The 14,259-nt window shown below is 70.9% G+C and carries 15 protein-coding genes; 8 read left to right on the top strand and 7 right to left on the bottom strand.

The window, feature by feature from the left end; all coding sequences use genetic code 11:
- Positions 1 to 56: 56 nt before the first annotated feature.
- The 3 genes from ACIBFB_RS12245 to ACIBFB_RS12235 all read right to left on the bottom strand — a co-directional run bounded on the left by ACIBFB_RS12245 (position 57) and on the right by ACIBFB_RS12235 (position 2,017).
- Positions 57 to 374: an AzlD domain-containing protein gene (locus ACIBFB_RS12245; RefSeq protein WP_397229190.1), complete on the bottom strand. Its 318-nt coding sequence runs from the start codon at positions 372 to 374 to the stop codon at positions 57 to 59.
- Complete coding sequence (locus ACIBFB_RS12240) at positions 371 to 1,090, bottom strand: AzlC family ABC transporter permease (protein ID WP_397229188.1); 720 nt, start codon at positions 1,088 to 1,090, stop codon at positions 371 to 373. Before ACIBFB_RS12240 ends, ACIBFB_RS12245 begins: the two co-directional genes overlap by 4 nt.
- A 69-nt stretch (positions 1,091 to 1,159) precedes the next feature.
- Positions 1,160 to 2,017, bottom strand: a complete 858-nt coding sequence (locus ACIBFB_RS12235; RefSeq protein WP_397229186.1) for an AraC family transcriptional regulator — start codon at positions 2,015 to 2,017, stop codon at positions 1,160 to 1,162.
- A gap of 67 nt (positions 2,018 to 2,084) precedes the next feature.
- Between ACIBFB_RS12235 and ACIBFB_RS12230 the strand changes: the two genes are divergently transcribed.
- The 5 genes from ACIBFB_RS12230 to ACIBFB_RS12210 all read left to right on the top strand — a co-directional run bounded on the left by ACIBFB_RS12230 (position 2,085) and on the right by ACIBFB_RS12210 (position 5,920).
- Positions 2,085 to 2,528 carry a GNAT family N-acetyltransferase gene (locus ACIBFB_RS12230; RefSeq protein ID WP_397229184.1) on the top strand — a complete coding sequence of 148 codons (444 nt, stop codon included), beginning with the start codon at positions 2,085 to 2,087 and terminating at the stop codon, positions 2,526 to 2,528.
- 57 nt (positions 2,529 to 2,585) lie between these two features.
- Positions 2,586 to 3,467 (top strand): glycoside hydrolase family 16 protein, encoded by an 882-nt coding sequence (locus tag ACIBFB_RS12225; protein ID WP_397229182.1) that lies wholly within the window; start codon positions 2,586 to 2,588, stop codon positions 3,465 to 3,467.
- Positions 3,468 to 3,630: 163 nt separating this feature from the next.
- Positions 3,631 to 4,299: a PaaI family thioesterase gene (locus ACIBFB_RS12220; protein WP_397229180.1), complete on the top strand. Its 669-nt coding sequence runs from the start codon at positions 3,631 to 3,633 to the stop codon at positions 4,297 to 4,299.
- Positions 4,300 to 4,550: 251 nt separating this feature from the next.
- Positions 4,551 to 4,862 (top strand): chorismate mutase, encoded by a 312-nt coding sequence (locus tag ACIBFB_RS12215; RefSeq protein ID WP_397229178.1) that lies wholly within the window; start codon positions 4,551 to 4,553, stop codon positions 4,860 to 4,862.
- Positions 4,863 to 5,014: 152 nt separating this feature from the next.
- Positions 5,015 to 5,920: a hypothetical protein gene (locus tag ACIBFB_RS12210; protein ID WP_397229176.1), complete on the top strand. Its 906-nt coding sequence runs from the start codon at positions 5,015 to 5,017 to the stop codon at positions 5,918 to 5,920.
- An 8-nt stretch (positions 5,921 to 5,928) separates the two neighbouring features.
- Here ACIBFB_RS12210 and ACIBFB_RS12205 read toward each other — a convergent pair whose 3' ends face one another.
- Positions 5,929 to 7,116 carry an endonuclease/exonuclease/phosphatase family protein gene (locus tag ACIBFB_RS12205; protein ID WP_397229174.1) on the bottom strand — a complete coding sequence of 396 codons (1,188 nt, stop codon included), beginning with the start codon at positions 7,114 to 7,116 and terminating at the stop codon, positions 5,929 to 5,931.
- Positions 7,117 to 7,240: 124 nt separating this feature from the next.
- Here ACIBFB_RS12205 and ACIBFB_RS12200 point away from each other — a divergent pair, with 124 nt between their 5' ends.
- Complete coding sequence (locus tag ACIBFB_RS12200; RefSeq protein WP_397229172.1) at positions 7,241 to 8,089, top strand: hypothetical protein; 849 nt, start codon at positions 7,241 to 7,243, stop codon at positions 8,087 to 8,089.
- Here ACIBFB_RS12200 and ACIBFB_RS12195 read toward each other — a convergent pair.
- Entirely contained in the window at positions 8,086 to 8,406 is a 321-nt protein-coding gene (locus tag ACIBFB_RS12195; protein ID WP_397229170.1) for a hypothetical protein, read from the bottom strand. The two genes, ACIBFB_RS12200 and ACIBFB_RS12195, sit on opposite strands and share 4 nt — an antisense overlap.
- 266 nt (positions 8,407 to 8,672) lie before the next feature.
- On the opposite strand from ACIBFB_RS12195, the gene ACIBFB_RS12190 reads away from it, so the two are divergent.
- Together ACIBFB_RS12190 and ACIBFB_RS12185 are read left to right on the top strand one after the other, a co-directional pair.
- A complete protein-coding gene (locus tag ACIBFB_RS12190) occupies positions 8,673 to 9,551 on the top strand; it encodes a helix-turn-helix transcriptional regulator (RefSeq protein ID WP_397229168.1) in 879 nt (292 codons plus the stop codon).
- Entirely contained in the window at positions 9,548 to 9,805 is a 258-nt protein-coding gene (locus ACIBFB_RS12185) for a DUF397 domain-containing protein (RefSeq protein ID WP_397229166.1), read from the top strand. Before ACIBFB_RS12190 ends, ACIBFB_RS12185 begins: the two co-directional genes overlap by 4 nt.
- 80 nt (positions 9,806 to 9,885) lie before the next feature.
- Here the strand turns inward: ACIBFB_RS12185 and ACIBFB_RS12180 are convergent, their stop codons facing one another.
- Together ACIBFB_RS12180 and ACIBFB_RS12175 are read right to left on the bottom strand one after the other, a co-directional pair.
- Positions 9,886 to 11,115 carry a lanthionine synthetase C family protein gene (locus tag ACIBFB_RS12180; protein ID WP_397229164.1) on the bottom strand — a complete coding sequence of 410 codons (1,230 nt, stop codon included), beginning with the start codon at positions 11,113 to 11,115 and terminating at the stop codon, positions 9,886 to 9,888.
- Positions 11,112 to 14,222 (bottom strand): lantibiotic dehydratase, encoded by a 3,111-nt coding sequence (locus ACIBFB_RS12175; protein WP_397229162.1) that lies wholly within the window; start codon positions 14,220 to 14,222, stop codon positions 11,112 to 11,114. The genes ACIBFB_RS12180 and ACIBFB_RS12175 overlap by 4 nt, the downstream gene beginning before the upstream one ends.
- Positions 14,223 to 14,259 lie beyond the last annotated feature (37 nt).

Here is a 14,259-nt window from a genome sequence, read left to right as displayed (position 1 = left end):
CTGACCCGAGGCGGGGCGGGCGCGCCCGGCGGGGCGCCGGGACGGGCGTCCCCGCCTCAGCCCACCCCCCACCACCGCAGCGCCGCCGTGGTGGCCGCGGCGGCCAGGACCACGACCAGGAAGGGCGCCCGCAGGACGAGGGCGAGGACGGCGGCGCCGATCCCGCCCATCCGCGCGGTGTCCCAGGCCAGGGTCTGTCCCTCGCCCCGCAGCGCCTCGACCGCGATCAGCGCGGCGAGCAGGGCGATCGGCACGGCCATGGCGAACCGCTGGAGCCAGGGGATGTCCAGCACCCGGCGCGGGGCGGCCAGCCCGGCGTACTTGAGCAGGTAGCACCCGGCGGCGGTGGCGATCAACGCGATCCACAGGGTCACCGTCGGCCCTCCTCGGCACATGCGCGGCCGGTCCCGGGCGCGGACACCGGACGCAGGAGCCCGAGCAGCGCGGCCGAGGCCGCCAGCAGCACCGGGACGCCGGGCGGCAGCGCGGGTGTGGCGGCCAGGGCGATCACCGCGCCCAGCAGGGCGATGGCCCGCACCCGGGCGCCGTCGTCGCGGAGCCGCGGCCACAGCAGCCCGAGGAAGACGGCGGGCCCCACGGCGTCGAGTCCGAACGCGGACACGTCGGCCACCCGGCTCGTCGCCAGCGCGCCGACCAGCGTGGTCGTCACCCAGAACGCGCCGAGGACGACGTAGGTGGCCGTGAACGCCCCCCGGGCCGTGGCCCGGTCGGTGTGGGGCAGGGTCATCGCGGTGGTCTCGTCGATGACCCCGTGCGCGGCCAGGGCGCGCCGTGCGCCCCGCCAGCCCAGGGTGTCGGCGAGCCGCAGCCCGTAGAGCGTGTTGCGCGCCCCCAGCAGCAGTGCGCCCACCACGCCCGCGACCAGGCTGCCGCCACCGGCGACCACGCCGACCAGGGCGAACTGCGACGCCCCGGTGAACGCGAACGCGCTCAGGAACACCGCCTGCGCGGGGGAGAGCCCGGCCGCCACCGCGGCCGTGCCGAAGGCCAGACCGGCGGCGCCCACGGCGACACCGAGCCCGACGCCGTCGCGCACCGCGGCGGACCGGAGGATCGAGGATGTCTTCACGACGACCGACGTTAGGTCCGCGGTCCGGCCGACGTCTTGAACGTTCTTGCGCCCGGGCGGCCGCGGTCGTCAGGACGCCAGGATCGCGCGCTGGTAGGCCCCGGGCGGCACGCCCAGGTGGCGCCGGAAGTGCCGGGTCAGGTGGGGTTGGTCGGCGAAGCCCACCTCGGCGGCGACCTCGCCCGCCCCGCGGCCGGAGCGCAGCAGAGCGCGGGCGCGGTCGACCCTCAGTTGGTTGAGGTAGGCGTGCGGGGGCAGGCCGTACGCCTCGCGGAACGCGCGGACCAGAGTGAACGGCCGCAGCCCCACCCCTGCGGCCAGCTCCTCCAGCGTGGGCGGATCCACGAGCCGGGCGGCCAGCAGGTCGCGGGCCAGGGCGACCTCGGGCCGGGCCGCGTGCCCGGCCGGGGCCACGGCGCGCTCCCGCCCGTGGGAGCTCAGCAGCATCCCGAGCCCGCGCCGCGCGTGCGCGGAGGCGGCCAGCGGCTCGCCCCGTTCGGCCGCCAGGTGGGCGCGGGCCAGGACCCGGGCGGCCTCGGGCGCGTCGATGCCCGACTCCGTGAACGCGGGGGTGCCGCGCATCCCGAGTTCGCGGGCGACGTCCTCGACCACCTCGGGGGCGGGGTAGAAGACCCGGTAGCTCCATCCCTCCGGGACGCCCGCGTGGCCGGTGTGCACCTCGCCGGGGCCGACCACGGCCAGGCCGCCCGGTCCCACCCGCGCGTGTCCGCGTTCGTGCGCGAACTCCTCGATCCCGCCCGTGATCACCCCGATCGTGTAGGTCGGGTGCGTGTGGCGGACGAACGACGTGGTGACGAACCGCGCGGTGAGCAGTTCCGTCCCGGGCAGCCCGGAGGAACGCCAGTAACGCGCGTGCTCGGCGCGCGCGTCCTCGACGGGCGGGTGGACGATCTCGGGTCGGCCCATGCCACCAGGGTAGGGCGGGGCGGAGACGGCGGACCGGGCGCGTTCCCGGGGCGATTAGTCTGCGGACATGACCCGTACTGAACCGCAGATCCGCCTGGCCGAGGACGGCCGCGACCGCGCCGCCGTGTTCGTCATCCGGGGCGCCGTGTTCGTCTCCGAGCAGCAGGTGCCCATCGAGGAGGAGTGGGACGAACGCGACGCGACCGCCGACCACCTCCTCGCGCTGGTCGACGGCGTGCCCGTGGGAACGGTCCGGCTCGTGGACCAGGGCGGGGGCGTCGGTGTGCTCGGCCGCCTGGCCGTCCTGCCCAAGGGGCGGGGGACCGGTACCGGGGTGGCGTTGGTGCGCGCGGTGGAGGACCGGGCGCGCGAGCGCGGTCTGACCACGGTGGAGCTCCACGCGCAGACCCACGCCCTCGGCTTCTACGAGCGGCTCGGCTACACCGCCCACGGCGCGGAGTTCCTGGACGCGGGGATCCCGCACCTGCACATGGTGCGCGACCTGGCCTGACCGTCGCTTGTCGGCGCCGCCGCCTACGCTCGTCGCGACCGATCGAAAGGCAGCCCGTTGACCGCCGCACCCGCGCACCTCCCGACGCCCGACCCGGTCACCAAGGCCGGTTACGTGCTCGAGTTCGATGAGGAGTTCACCGGCGAGCGGCTCGACACCACCCGGTGGATCCCCTACTACCTGCCGCAGTGGTCGAGCCGAGACGCCGCCGCGGCCCGACACCGTGTCAGCGGCGGGCACCTGGACCTGCGGATCGAGGCCGACCAACCGCCGTGGGCGCCTGACCTGGACGGCCCGATGCGTGTGTCGAGCCTCCAGACCGGGCTGTTCGCCGGGCCGGTCGGCAGCGACATCGGCCAGCACGGCGTCCATTCGGCGGCCCGGGTCCGTGCGGACTGGGAGAACCAGCGACTCTACACGCCCCACTACGGGGTGATCGAGATGCGCGCCAGGGCCATCGCCGACCCGCACGGCATGGTGGCCCTGTGGATGATCGGCTACGAAGAGGTCCCCGAGCACTCGGGAGAGATCTGCGTCGCCGAGATCTTCGGCCGCGACGTCACACCCGGGTCGGCGGCGATCGGCATGGGCATCCACCCCTTCGACGATCCCGCCCTCCGTGACGACTTCACGCGGGTCGAGGCCGAGATCGACGCCCGTCGGTTCCACACCTACACCGTGGAGTGGACGCCCGAGCGCGTCTCCTTCTTCATCGACGGCCACCGCCAGCGCAGTCTCGACCAGTCCCCGAACTATCCGATGCAGCTCATGCTGAACATCTACGAGTTCCCCACCGACCGCCCGGAACCCGCGACCGCCTACCCCAAGCACTTCATCGTCGACTACGTGCGGGGCTACCGGCCGGCCCACCTCCCCGCACACCGTCTCCGCGGAACCGCTGCCGCCGCAGGCGTCGGTGCGGTGGCCGGCCACCGGTAGGAAGCTGTGGATGGGTCGCCCGTCCCGACCCTCCGCTCCCGCGGACCGGTGTGACGGAGAGCGCTGGGGCACGAGACGTCTTCCTGGAATACTACCGAGTAGGATTCGGTTTGACGTTCGTGCCCCCAGCCTCCCGTGCCCACCCCGATCCGACGAGGAACACATGACGGTCAACACGCAGCCGGTCCCGGCACTGCCCGATCCACGGGAGTACGGACTCTCCGTCGTCGACGCCGCCGACATCCCCCCGGAGCTGCGCTCCCTGGTGGCCCGCGTCCACGACCTCATCGACGCCGTCGCCAACACCGAGGCGGACACCGCCACCCTCGCCGAGGCCGCCGCCACCGTCGAGACCCTCACCGATCGGCTCAACGTGGCCCGCCGCGACGTCGGGGCCATGGTCCAGCGCGACCTGCGCGACGGCACGGTCGAGTACGGCACCGTCACCAACATCGTCGCGGGGGACACCAACCCCGTCGCCCCGCCGCTCTCCCTGGAGAGGACTCCCGAAGGGCTGCGCGGCGACGTCACCCTCAGCACCACCTACCAGGGCCCGCCCGGACTGGTCCACGGCGGCTGGGTCGCCGCGCTGCTCGACCAGGCCGTCGGCAGCGCCGCCGCGGCCGCGGGCATGCCCGGGCTCACCGCCAGACTCGAGGTCGACTACCGCAGGCCCACGCCGCTGTTCACCCCGCTGGAGATCACCTCCCGGGTGACCGGTGCGGAACGGCGCAAGGTGTTCGTCGCCGGGGAGATCCGCGTGAACGGCGAGGTCACCGCCGAGGCGACCGCCATCATGGTGCAGTTCCAGCTGCCCGAACCCGGCGAGTAGGGAGTGTCGCGAGGGCGCGCGCCGGACCGAGGAGGTAGGATCGGCGCCATGGTCCACCGCTATCGCGTGTTTAGCCAGCCGACGGTCCCGTCGGCCGCTGACACGTAGGCGGACACAGGGATCGTCGGCAACGGAGCACTCGGGCACCACGCCCGGTGCTCTTTCGTCTTTCAGGCGGCCGACGCCCCTCACGGGCGGCACCCCGACGGGACGCGACGGCCGCGCCACGAACTCACCCGTTGGAGCCCACCGTGCACCGTCCGACCACCTCTGCCGAGCCCACGCCCGACGAGCGGATCCGCCAGCTGCGCGGCCGCATCGACCGGGTGGACGCCGAACTCGCCGAGCTCCTGGAGCGCCGCGCGCTCCTGGCCGCCGAGGTCCAGCGGCTCAAGCCGGTCGGGTACTTCGCCGGACGCGACGCCCGCCGGGAACGCGACCTGGTCGAGCGCATGGCCGAACACGCCCCGCGCCTGGGCGCCGACCGGCTCGCCGCCATCATGGACAGCGTCATCAGCGCCGGGCTGGCCGCCGCCCAGGAGGAGGCCGAGCGGGATCGCTGACCGGGACAGACGTCGCAGTTCGGGGAACCGTTGGTCGCGGGACCGCGTCCCATGTCCGGCGGCCCGGGTCCTGTCCCCGCACCGGGCCGGGAGGAGAGACGATGGCCTGGTTCCGGCGGCGGAGAGAGTCCCCGCCCCTTGCTACTCCTGCGGTGAGGAAGCGGCGTCTGGAGGAGGAGCGCCGCCGAAGACTGCGCCGGGAGGCGACCCGGTGGGCGCTGCCCGCCCTGCTGTTCTTCCTGGTGGGCGTGACGTCCGGGGTGTTCGCGGGTGTCTGGGCGTACGAGAACCACGCGCTCGATACCCGGGGCGAGGTCGGCACCGCGAGGGCCCTCTGGTTCCTCGCCGATGACCAGTACGTGTGGCATGAGCAGGACTGGGTGATGCGTGCGGACCCCGCCCTCAGCGATGCGGTCCACCCCTACGGAACCACCGTCACCGTCGAGGTGGTCCCTGATCTCGGTCCTCTGGTTTCGGTGGAGGGAGCGCGGCACCCGGCAGGGGTGGCCGCCGCTGTGGCGGTCGCCTCCATGGTCATCGCCGGGCTCCTGTACCTCCTGCATCTGCGGGTGTCCAAGGAGCACCGCAGGCACCGCGGGTGGAGGGGGGTGATCGAACTGGCACCCGAGGTGTTCATCTCGGACAGGGGAATGATCTTCTCCATCGTCGCTCTGCTCACGTTCGGGGTCCTCGTGCCCATCGCCGTCGTGGACCCAGTGCCTGTCGACAACCCCAGGCGCACCTTGGCCACCATGCTGGATGTCTGGAATTGCCAGGGGCGCGGGTGCACGCGCGAGGACGGGGAGGTCTCCTACGAAGTGCGGGGCACCGAATTCGTGCGAGAGGTCGACAACGTCACTTCCGAGGTAGGAGGAGGGGTTCAGGTCCTCTACAGTCACGACGACCCGGGAGATGTCGTGACCGTCAAGGCCGTCGAAGGAGACCGATGGTTCATCGGCCTGACCGTCGCGGCCATCCCCCTGATCGGCCTGGCCTTCTACGGAGCGGTCACCCATCCTCTGCGCGTGCTCTGGCGCCGCCCGCCGCGCAGGTCCTGACCCCCCGATCAGGAACGACCCACGTCCACCCACACCAGCCGGTGGTCCGAACTGGGGAACGGCCGATCGCCGGTCAGCCGGAACAGGGGGTCGTCCGGCGCGGGCCAGAACACTCCCGATCGCCCCACGGGAAGCTCAGCCGAGGGCAGCACGTAGTCCGCGCGCAGGTGGCCCGAGGGAACGGCGGCCCCCGCGTCCACGGCGGCCCGGCCCAGCCCGCCCCTGCTCGTTGGCTCCACGTCCCTGACCCCGGGATGCTCCAACAGCTGCGTGACGGCCTTGGGGTGTCCGTCACCAGCCGTCGGATCGGCGTTCAGATCCCCGGCGATCACGAACGCCGCACCCCTCGCCAGCCCTCCCCGCCGCCCCTCGTCGTCGTACAGGTGCCCGGTGCCCGGGGACGCGTAGTCGACCCAGAACCGGATCTCATCGTGGTTGCGCAGCACGTTGCGGCGTTCGGGGCCGTCGAACGCCGGCGGAGTCGGATGGCATGCCAGCACGTGCACCGGCCGCCGCCCGCCCACGTCCACCGGCACGTCCCAGTGGCTCTTCGAGGACAGCCGCAGCACCTCGAGTGCCGCGTCCGAGTAGAAGGGCCGCCCCGTCTCCGGACGCACGGGAAGCAGGGCACCGGGCAGGTCGGCCCACCGGAACGTCCGGAAGGTGCGGACGCGGTCGGTCAGGATCGGGTACCGGGAGAACAGGACCATGCCGTACTGGCCGGGGAACAGCCCGAACCCGAACGCGTCCCCGGCGTAGCCCGCGCAACCCGGCTCGCTCACCACCCGGCCGTCGCCGTCCAGGTCGGCCCCCGAGGCCACCCCCGTGTTGACCGGAGCCGTGTAGACGTAGGGGTACGCGATCGGCTCCGCGCCCCGGTGCCCCACCGACAGGTAGCGGTCCTGGAACAGGCGGGGGCCCAGACCGCCCGGATCGTGGTCGAACTCGTTGACGAGCAGGACGTCGGGGCGCACCCGCTGGACGATCTCCGCGACGTTGCGGAGCTGCGCGCCGCCCGGCCCGGCCAGCTCCGCCAGCAGGGCACCGGCCGTCGGCCGCGTCAACGCGGCGTTGAAGGTCGCGAACCGCACCTCTCCGGGGCCCGGCGGTTCGGGTACCGAGGGCGAGACCATCGACACGGGCCGCACCGGGCGCACGCCCGAGGACGTCAGCACCAGGGTGGCGGTCGAGCGCATGGGAGGACCTCTCGCGGGGGAGACGGGGCAGCCGCCCCGCTCGCGGGACGTTAGCAGGTCACCTGTCCACAGGCGCGGGGAAACCGGTTGTCCCGCCCGCCCGGCCCTGCTTTCATGGCCGCCCATGGAACCGATTCGCCCCTTCCGCTGGAACGTCGCACGCGGTGACCGGCTCGGCTCACTCCTCGACGGGATCGGCCACGAGCATCCGTATCTGCCCTGGATGACCGAGTGCGCCGCCAAGGTCCTCGCCCGCAGCTCTGACGGGGACCTGTATTTCGTCGGCCGGTCCGCGGACAGCGTGTTCGACCTGCTCAGCGGAGCGCTCACGGGCACACCGTACGAGTCGCGGCTCAACCTGCTGCCGCTGTCCCTGTACGGCCTCGACGGCACGGGGCTCACCCGAGAGGAACGCGCCCAGCTGCGCGTCAACCTCACCGCGTCCGGCCTGTCGCCGAGGGAGCTCGCCGCGCGGCGCCGACCGGTGGTCTTCGCCGACCTCGTCCTGCACGGGTCGACGTTCACCAACCTCCACCACCACCTGCTCGACTGGATCGACGACGAGCGCGCCGCCTGGAACGTGATCCGCACCAAGATCCGCTACGTGGGGATCACCATGCGGGAGAAGACCAGTCCGAACACCTGGCGATGGCAGCAGCACGAGGACTGGGTCGAGGACCTGCCGGGCAGGGCCGTACACAACGTCTCGATCGAACCGGGCCTGTGGCAGTACCTGGGCAATCACCAGCCCAAGACCGCCCACTCCTTCCGGCGCACCCGCTGGGCCGACCCGGAGGTGACCGTGCCGCGCCACGACGAGGAGGCTCGCCGAGGGCTGGCCCAGGCGGTCGCCCTCTACCAGCACGGCCGCACGCGCGAGGTGCGGGAGGAGATCCACGAGGTGCTCACCGGCGAGCCGACCTTCCGTGAGCCCTGGTTGCGCGGCATCGCCCGCGCGCTCCGGGGGCGTTAGTCCGCCGGGGCCGGATCCGGTTCCGGGTCGACCCAGGCCACGTAGGTCTCAGCGCCGCCGTATGCGCAGACCCGGAGCGCCGAGCGCAGCGAACTGAACGTTCCGCGGATGGGTGCGCCGTCGCCGACGAGAACGACACGGCCGGTCCCGAAGCGCAGCCCCCAGGCCAGAATGACGCCGTCCTGCTCGTCATCGTCCACGGCGAAGACCGCGAACCGGTGCGGTGCCTCCTCACGGGCCAGAGCGTCAGCCTCGGCGCGCAGGTCGTCGGGGGCGAGGTCGAACGGGTGGACCAGTCGTGCGGTGGTGTTGTCCATGCTTCGAGGCTGCGGGACGACCGTCACCCAGCGCTACCGATTCATGCCCACCGTGCGAGCCGTGGATTCCTGTCCGAAATGCCGCAGGGGCCTGTGGAGTGCTGTGGAATTCAGCCGATCGCTGTGAGCAGCGTCGGGACGACCGTGACCGGGTGGCCGGACTTCATCTGTGGAAAACCCCCACCGACGGTGAATGGGGAATTACGCTGAGATCGCCGATTCGCGGGGACTCGGCGTCACCCCTCACCCCTTCCGGAGCGCCCGCCATGACCGACCTGCACCTTGTGCCCGAGGACGAGCCCAACGAGCCGCAGCGCGCGACCTCGCCGGCACTGAGGTACTACGCGGCCGAGCTCAAGCGCTTGCGGGAGGCGGCCGGGCTGACACAGGCGCAGCTCGCCGAAGTGATCCCGTACTCGAAGTCGATGATCTCGATGGTGGAGACCGCCAGGAGGACGCCGCTGGACGCCCGCGACGGCGACCGGGTCATGTCCAAGTTCACCGAGTGCTGCGACGAGGCGCTGGAGACCGGGGGCGCGCTCGGGCGGATACTGCCGCTCCTGGAGCAGTCGGATCCCTACCCTTCCTGGTTCAGGCCCTACGCGAACCTGGAAGCCGAAGCCACGGCGATCTACGAGTACCAAACCCAGACGGTCCCTGGACTGCTCCAGACCGAGGACTACGCCCGCGCTGTTCTGGGCTGCGCATCGCCGTCGATTGGCGCTGGCAATGTGGAGAAGCAAGTAGCCGCGCGCCTCAGCCGCCAAGCGATCTTCGAACGGAGGCAACCGCCGTTCATGTGGGTAGCGGTCGACGAGATCGTCGCACGAAGGCCAATCGGTGGTTCGTCAGTCATGCGGAACCAACTTGAGCACCTGGTCGAAGTGGGCAGGCGTGCGTACGTCACCTTCGTTGTCGTGCCCAGTGATGTGGAGGAGCACGCGGCGCTGGATGGGTCATTCAGCGTTCTGACGTTCGCTGATGATGACCCACTGCTCTACGTTGAGGGGTGCCGTACCGCAGCCATGACGAACATGAAGCAAGAGGTCACTCCAGTCCTCCAGAGTTTCATGACGCTTTGTGCTCAGGGGTTGTCCCCGAGGGCTTCTGAGCGGCTGCTTATGTCCATCATTGGAGAACTATGAGTGAGATGTTCCATAAGCGTGACCACCAGTGGTGGAGGTCCAGCTACAGCGGAAGCCAGGGCGGGAACTGCGTCGAAGTCGCCTTGAACTGGCGGAAGTCCTCGCACAGCAGTGCCCAGGGTGGTAATTGTGCGGAGGTCGCCGGGGGAACGTGCCACATGCACTTGCGGGACTCCAAGAACCCCGACCTGGGCCACTTCTCCTTCGTTCCGGGGGAGTGGGACGCCTTCCTAGCGTCCGCCAAGCGCGGCTGACCTCCCGTGCGCTGTCCGGTGACCGGGAGCGTTCCGGCCACCGGACAGGAGGCGTCACGGGACAGGAACCGGGGTGACGGTCAGCCGAGGGCGAGGCAGCGGTCCCAACCGCTGAGTGGTTCGGCGTTGGTCGCGAATGTGTGCAACGCCAATGCGATGCCCGCGAGTCCGGTGAGGAAGCCAGAGGGAGCGCTCTCGAACTCAGGATGGTTCATCACAGCTCGGGCGACCGCAGGCAGCCGTTCTCGGATCCGGGAATCGCCGCTGGTATGCGCCACGCGCCAGCTGACGTGCAACACGCCAGCCCATCCGTGGCAGAGCGACGGGTCGGTGATCAAGTCGGTGAGCGCGGCGTTGTCCAGGACCTTGACGAGCCCATCGACGGCCACACTCATCCACTCCGGTCGGGAGAGTGCGACCCCCGCGATGTGCAAGGCTCCGGCGATTCCGACCGTTCCGTAGCACCACACCGGTCGCTGCGGTGGACCAGGTGACCTGAAACGTCCGTCCGCTCCATCCGGGACCACGATCCCCGGCCAGCCCTGCCACTCTCCGGCCCGCTGAGTGCCAGGACTCCACCGCATCAGCCAATGCGTGAGCCGGGTGATCGCTTCGGAGTGGCCCGGCACACGGACCTCCTCGATCCAGGCCTGGGCGAGGAGAGCGAGCGGTCCGCTGACGCCATGGGCGACGCCCAGGTTGACGTGGCCCTGTCGGTAGGGAGTCGGGCGGGTGGGCGTGGGAGAGTCGGGTGTCCACCATCCTGGTATGAGTTGGCCCCGACGATTCCGCACGGGTTCGGTCAACTCCACCAGGTAGGAGAGCAGGGCCCGGAGGTCGGATGGCGCGGAACCCCTGTACAGGAGATGGACGCCCAGACCAGTGGCACCGGAGATCAGGTCGTAGGCCCTCATCCGGACGCCGTGAACCCCTGACCTTCTGCGTTCCCGTCCTTCCTGCACGAGGGCACGCACGCGACCGACGATGATGTCGTCCAGGAGGTCGAGCGCATCCCTGTAGTCTCGCGGCCCCGCCGCGTTCAGGGCGAAGGCCATCGCGGCAGCGCCCTGATAGAGACCGTCCTCGTTGGCGACGCGGACCCCTCTCCCCGTATCTGAGAGCCATGCATGCGCGGTGGAGCGGAAGTCGGCGTCCGTGCGTCCCAGTTCGGCGAACAGTAGGGCGATACCGGGGCGGCCTTGGTCCAGCGACGTCGAATCACGGACGTTCACCCGATCAGCAGAGAGCCGCTCGGACACCTGGGCCACGATGTCGCGGGCGCGCTCGCGTGCCTCGTCGGCCTCTCTCACGACGAACCGCCCTTCTCCGCTCGCCGCTGGTGGGCTCGGACGGCTGCCCGTGCCACCGCCATCGCCTTCGCCTCGCTCTCCCGGTCGATCCCGAGTAGGCGGTTTGCGTGCATGTGGAGCAGTGACGTCAGGACCTGCTCGGGCGGTGGGCAGCCGCTTGCCCCTTCGCCGAGAAGAGCCCCGTACGCCTCCAGCGCTGTACGGCGGTCGTGCCACGACTCGATGACGGCGTGACCTCCTGGGACACCACGCAGCCCTGACCAGCCGGAAGCGGGGTCGACGAGGGCCAGCGCCTGATCACGCTGGTCCTGGAAGGCACGATGATGCGGACCCTTGCTCAACGCGGCGAACCAATCCGACGCCCCAGTGCCCAGAAGCGACCATGCGATGTCCGTGAAGTTCGCGGCGGCCAACAGCACCGGGGGGATGTCTGACCGGCCGGTGCGAACGATGGGGCATTGGTCGAGCACGGAGGCACTGTCGGCGCGGAACACGCGTTCCGCGGCCGTCATGGCGTCCCCAGGGCCGTAGCGGGCCACCTCGGGCGCGTAAGTCGTGAGATCCAGGCGGCCGACCAGACCGGAGGCCCGGAGCGCGGTGACCCAGTCCCTCAACCGGGGCAGCACGGTGGCGTTGAGCGTGTCCGGGACGCCTTGGAAGCGCAGCCGCAGGTGAGGGTGGGGGTCGTCGTAGCGCACGAAGAACCATCGCTCGACCGGCAGCCCGTGAAGCAGCTCCGGCAGGTGTGCCGTGATGAGGTCGTCCATGTGCTCCGGAGCGCACGCGACCTGGGCGCTGAGCCACGGCCCTCCCGGCAGGTGCTCCGGGGTTCGGATGAGGGACGCCTCGACCGTGGGAACCGAGGACGGGGTAGGCGGAGTGCCGAGCGTGAGGGCGAAGACGATCTCATTGCTGCGGCCCGCCAACCATCCGCTTGCTTCTGGCGCGGCGTCCGGGCATTCGGTGACGACGATCTTGGCCTCCCGGAGGACCTCCTCCCGGAACGAGCGCCGGTGGGATTCCCGCCCCAGGTCGAGTATGAGACAGCGGTCACGCGAGATGTTCGGGGCCAGGGCCTGGACCCTGTCGGGAACGCGCCAGGTGTCACGCCAACGGTTCATCGCGCGTTCCCAGGCAGGGAAGTCCTCGTCGGGCCCACGGAGCGCGGAGGGAACACGCCACCGAGCGGACGCCAGAATCGTTCTCCCATACCGGACACGCGGTAGGTGCGGCAGGTGCGCCGCCGCACCCCACGTCCAGGGCTGCCAGGGCCGGAACCCACAGAGGCCGATTTCACGGAGGAGTCGCGCGAGCGAGGGAGCCTGGGAACGGTAGTTGAGCGAGTGGACGCCGACAGGGGAAACCTCCCGCCCACGCGAGTACGAGCAGACGTGGAGGCGGTGTGGACCAGCAACGACGTAGAGGTCGTCGGGATCGAGCACGGTCGGGTCGCGCGGGTCGGCGAACGTTCCCAACGGGATGGTCGGCCCCGACCACTCCGGGCCGCGAAGGACGTTGGCGCTCCGGCGGTGCAGCGGCGGGAACACGAGGCGCGCCCGTGGAACATCCACGCCTCCCTCCTGGGCGCGGGGGCGGTCGTCTCGCCGCATGCGCCGCTGGTCCGGAAACAGGTGGGCGAAGCGGTTGCTCATCGCCCCGATCGAGGGCGAGCCGAACGCGGAAGCGACGACGAGGAGGAAGTGACCGGCGTTGAGCGCGTCATCCGACGCGGCCAGGAGCCGCGCGCACAGTTCGACCTCCCCCGGGGGTGGGAGGTGGTGTGTCGGCCCCGACAGCTCCGCCAGCGACGATTCGTCCAGCACGACCTCACGTCCCAGGAGCGTGGCCTCCTGCGCGAGTGTCGCGAGGACGCGATCCCGATGCTCCTGCCCCCTGAAGGCCACGTGGGGTCTTCCACCGGCCCAGGGCGGATCCAGCCCACGTTCCGGGTCCAACACCTCCTTGACGGGCACCGGGGTGTTGACGCCGTACCGTCGCGCGAACCGTCGGTGGTAGTCGTCCAGGAGGCCGGGATAGGGCGCGGCCAGGCGGGACAGGACGCTCGCGGCGGCTTCCACCTCCTGCGCGACGAGGGGCGGGAGTTGGACATCCGCGCCCAACGCCAGGTCGACCTGGACGTTCTGTTCGCGAGGCGTGGCACAGATGGTTCGCAGACGCCGCTGGGCTGACGTGATGAGGTCGAGCCCGGTGCCGATGGGCAGCCGCCTGTAGCGATCGAGGTCCTTGTGCACCTGACGTAGTTGGTCCATATCCTCGGCCATGTCCGGGAGGAGGGTGTCCGGCGGGAGAGCCTCAATGACGGCCAGGACATGCCCGACGGGATCAGGTGTCCCTGGCGCTGGTGGCAGCTCGGTGAGCAGAAATCCCAGGTTCACGAGCTGCTGTAGCAACGCATCGATCACCGCCGTGGGTACCCGGGGGTGCCGCTGGCCGATGCTCTCCCGAAGCCGACGGGCGGGGACCGGTGCGCGGGCCGATTCCAGGAGCACCCGAACGGGATCGCTCAGCCGGACGGAGGTGTGTGCGGGCTGCCCCTCGGCCGTGTGGTTATTGGGAAGCACCAACCTCTCGCCACGGATCCGGCAGACATTGTTGACGACCACAAGGAGATGGGCGAGGACAGCGGGCTGCGACTGCCATCGCCGCACCCAGGTATCGAGCCAGCCGAGGTCGATGGAGGCAACCGCATGGTGGCGACCGTGCCATCGCGTTGACGCCTTCGGGCCCAACGTGGCGGTGGCGACTCCCGCCAGCGTTCCGAACGGCGTCGCCCGGTTGTGCATGCGCAGGAGGTACCGCGCGAGGGATCCGGCAGCTCGACGGACCCGTCGCGGTGGAAGCTCCAGCCCGGCGATCACCTGCTCCACCGTTCGGGCCAGGGACGGGCTGGCGATCTGGATCGCTTCACGGAGTGCCGCGTCACGGGTGACGGTGTCGCGAATCCAGGCCGTGAGCTCCTGCGTTTCGGGTGAAGACGTGCGGTCCAGGGCGGCTATGGGAATGTCGGGTAGGGAGTGGAACGGGTGCAACGGTGCCCGAAGCATGGCCGTAGGCGCGCACCTGTACAGAGGCATGTCGGCGGTCATCGGTCCTTGCGGGGAGCGGGAGAACGGGGACGGAAGT

Origin of the sequence: Nocardiopsis sp. NPDC050513 (genome assembly GCF_044457925.1) — a bacterium.
In the GTDB taxonomy this organism is placed as follows: domain Bacteria; phylum Actinomycetota; class Actinomycetes; order Streptosporangiales; family Streptosporangiaceae; genus Nocardiopsis.
Note: the sequence above shows the minus strand (reverse complement) of the source record. Positions and strands in the feature narration are given on the sequence as shown.